This is a genomic window from Streptomyces sp. ActVer (assembly GCF_027270795.1).
In the GTDB taxonomy this organism is placed as follows: Bacteria; Actinomycetota; Actinomycetes; order Streptomycetales; family Streptomycetaceae; genus Streptomyces; species Streptomyces umbrinus_A.
The window spans coordinates 1-2,096 of the sequence record NZ_JAPWHT010000810.1 but is presented as its reverse complement, the minus strand read 5'-3'; the positions used below and the strand labels follow the sequence as shown (position 1 = coordinate 2,096).

At 71.0% G+C, this 2,096-nt stretch carries 4 protein-coding genes; 3 read left to right on the top strand and 1 reads right to left on the bottom strand.

Going from position 1 to position 2,096, the window contains the following annotated elements; genetic code table 11:
- Nucleotides 1-388, bottom strand: a 388-nt coding sequence (locus O3Q52_RS52320; RefSeq protein ID WP_269655429.1) for a type III effector protein, incomplete at its 3' end; no start/stop codon positions are given.
- 128 nt (nucleotides 389-516) lie between these two features.
- Between O3Q52_RS52320 and O3Q52_RS52315 the strand changes: the two genes are divergently transcribed.
- The 3 genes from O3Q52_RS52315 to O3Q52_RS52305 all read left to right on the top strand — a co-directional run bounded on the left by O3Q52_RS52315 (nucleotide 517) and on the right by O3Q52_RS52305 (nucleotide 1,947).
- Nucleotides 517-948, top strand: coding sequence for an Hsp20/alpha crystallin family protein (locus O3Q52_RS52315; RefSeq protein WP_269655430.1), 432 nt, complete (start codon nucleotides 517-519; stop codon nucleotides 946-948).
- Nucleotides 949-1,049: 101 nt separating this feature from the next.
- Complete coding sequence (locus tag O3Q52_RS52310; RefSeq protein WP_269655428.1) at nucleotides 1,050-1,445, top strand: DUF2267 domain-containing protein; 396 nt, start codon at nucleotides 1,050-1,052, stop codon at nucleotides 1,443-1,445.
- A gap of 58 nt (nucleotides 1,446-1,503) precedes the next feature.
- Nucleotides 1,504-1,947, top strand: coding sequence for a DUF2267 domain-containing protein (locus tag O3Q52_RS52305; protein ID WP_269655427.1), 444 nt, complete (start codon nucleotides 1,504-1,506; stop codon nucleotides 1,945-1,947).
- Nucleotides 1,948-2,096 lie beyond the last annotated feature (149 nt).

The window sequence follows — 2,096 nt, the reverse complement described above, 5'->3', positions numbered from 1 at the left end:
CCCGGGCCTGGCGGGTGGCCGTCACGCGTTGCTCGCCGGTGGTCCCGGCGGGGCCGGGGCGGCCGCGCAGATAGCGGCGTTCGGCTGCCTGGCGGCTGGCGACGCCGAGGGGATGGGCGAGGTCCGCCCAGCTGGCGCCCGCGTCGCGGGCGGTTTCGATCAGGCCGGTCTCCCATCCGGCGAGCTGCTCGCGAACCTGCCGCAGCAGCATCAGGGAGGCCAGCGCCTGGTCCGGCCCGGGGCCGGGAGCATCCGGGGTGTCCGGGGAGTCTTGCTGGGCGTCGTGCAGGGCGTCGTCTATGGCGTTGAGGGCCGCTGCGGCGGCTAGGAACGACGCCGGGCTGTGGGCGTTCGTGTTGGTCGTGGCCGGTTGGTCGGATGCGGTCACGGACACCTCCCTCAGGCTGTCATCACATGGACGACACCGTGTTTGTCATCCATTGGATGACATGTTACAACGGTGTCAGTGAAGCGCATTGGCAGCAACTGCCTGAACCTGCTGGAGGTGTTTTCACGATGTTGATGCGCACTGATCCCTTCCGTGAGCTGGACCGGCTGGCGCAGCAGCTGATGGGCCCGGGCACCTGGTCCCGCCCGTCGGCGATGCCGATGGACGCCTACCGCGAGGGCGACGAGTACGTGGTGGCTTTCGACCTTCCCGGCGTCAGCGCCGACGCGCTTGACATCGACGTCGAGCGGAACATGCTCACCGTCAAGGCCGAGCGCCGGCCGGCGGCGAAGGCCGATGATGTGCAGATGGAGCTGTCGGAGCGGCCGCTGGGCGTCTTCTCCCGCCAGATCGTGCTCGCCGACACCCTAGACACCGAGCACATCAAGGCCGACTACGACGCGGGCGTGCTTACCCTGCGCATCCCGATCGCCGAGCGCGCCAAGCCCCGCAAGATCTCCATCGGCGTCGGCTCCGGCCGAAACGAGATCTCCGGCTGACACCGGCCGGACGGGTGCGGAGGGCAGGCGCCTGATCTCCCCCCTCCATCCCGCCCTCCGCACCCCCTGGGCAGTCCAAGGAGGAAGAGGCGGCGGCCGAGATGACTCTGCGACGCGAAGTGTTCCTCGAGCACGTAAAGGAACGCGGCGAATACGGAACTACGGAGGAAGCCGAGCGTGCGGCCCGCGTGGTCCTCGCCCTCCTCGGCGCGCATCTGGTCGGCGACGTCCGCGCCCATCTCGCGGCGCGCCTGCCGGAGGGCTACGCCCTGATCCTCCTCAACCCGCTGCAGAGCGCCGAACCGCTGCCCGCGGAGCGGTTCGTCCGGGCGACCGCCGCCTGGATCGAGGGCGCCACCGAGCAGACCGCGGCCTGGGACGTCAGCGCTGTGCTGTCCACCGTCGCCGACGCAGCCGACGATGACCTGCTGGGGCAGATCCTGCTCCAGCTTCCCGCTGGCTACGACCTCCTCTTCGGCCGCCCCCAGCCCACCTGACCATGACGGGTGGTGCCCACCCCGGCACCACCCCACTCCACGAAAGGCATACACAGCAGTGATCTCCGACGTGCGCGTACCGCTTGAGCACCAGCAGCCGTACGGGACGGCGTATGAGCAGATGTTGGAGAAGGTCCGCTACGAAGGCGCCTACCCCACCCGCGAGCAGGCCGACGAAGCCGTCCGCCTGGTCCTCGCGGGGCTGGGGCGCCAGCTGACCGGCGACGAACGCGTCGATCTCGCCGCCCGTCTGCCCTTGGAGGCCGCCCGCGTCCTCACCGCGCAGATCCCCGACACCCAGCCCCTCACCGGCTGGGCCTTCGTCAAGGACCTCGCTGCCCGCACCGGCGCCTCCCCGGCCACCACCCGCTGGGACACCGGATCCGTCTTCTCCGCCATCGCCACCCACGCCGGCCCCGACCTCATCACCCGCATCCTGCACCAGCTCCCCAACGGCTACGCCCTGCTGTTCGGCCGCGCCGAACTCACCCCCGCCGCGTAGACGGCTAGGTGCGGGCCCGGGGCAGGCGCAACGACCGCCGCGTCGCTGTCCACCCGACGCCCCGGGCCCGCGAGGTGGCCGCCGCCGTCCAGGCGCTGATCGTGGTCGGCGCGGGTAGAACCGGGGCCGCCCTGTGCGGGCGTAGATCG

Coding starts and splice junctions, on each gene's coding strand:
- O3Q52_RS52315 (WP_269655430.1), top strand. CDS start 517: ATGTTGATGCGCACTGATCCCTTCCGTGAGCTGGACCGGCTGGCGCAG.
- O3Q52_RS52310 (WP_269655428.1), top strand. CDS start 1,050: ATGACTCTGCGACGCGAAGTGTTCCTCGAGCACGTAAAGGAACGCGGC.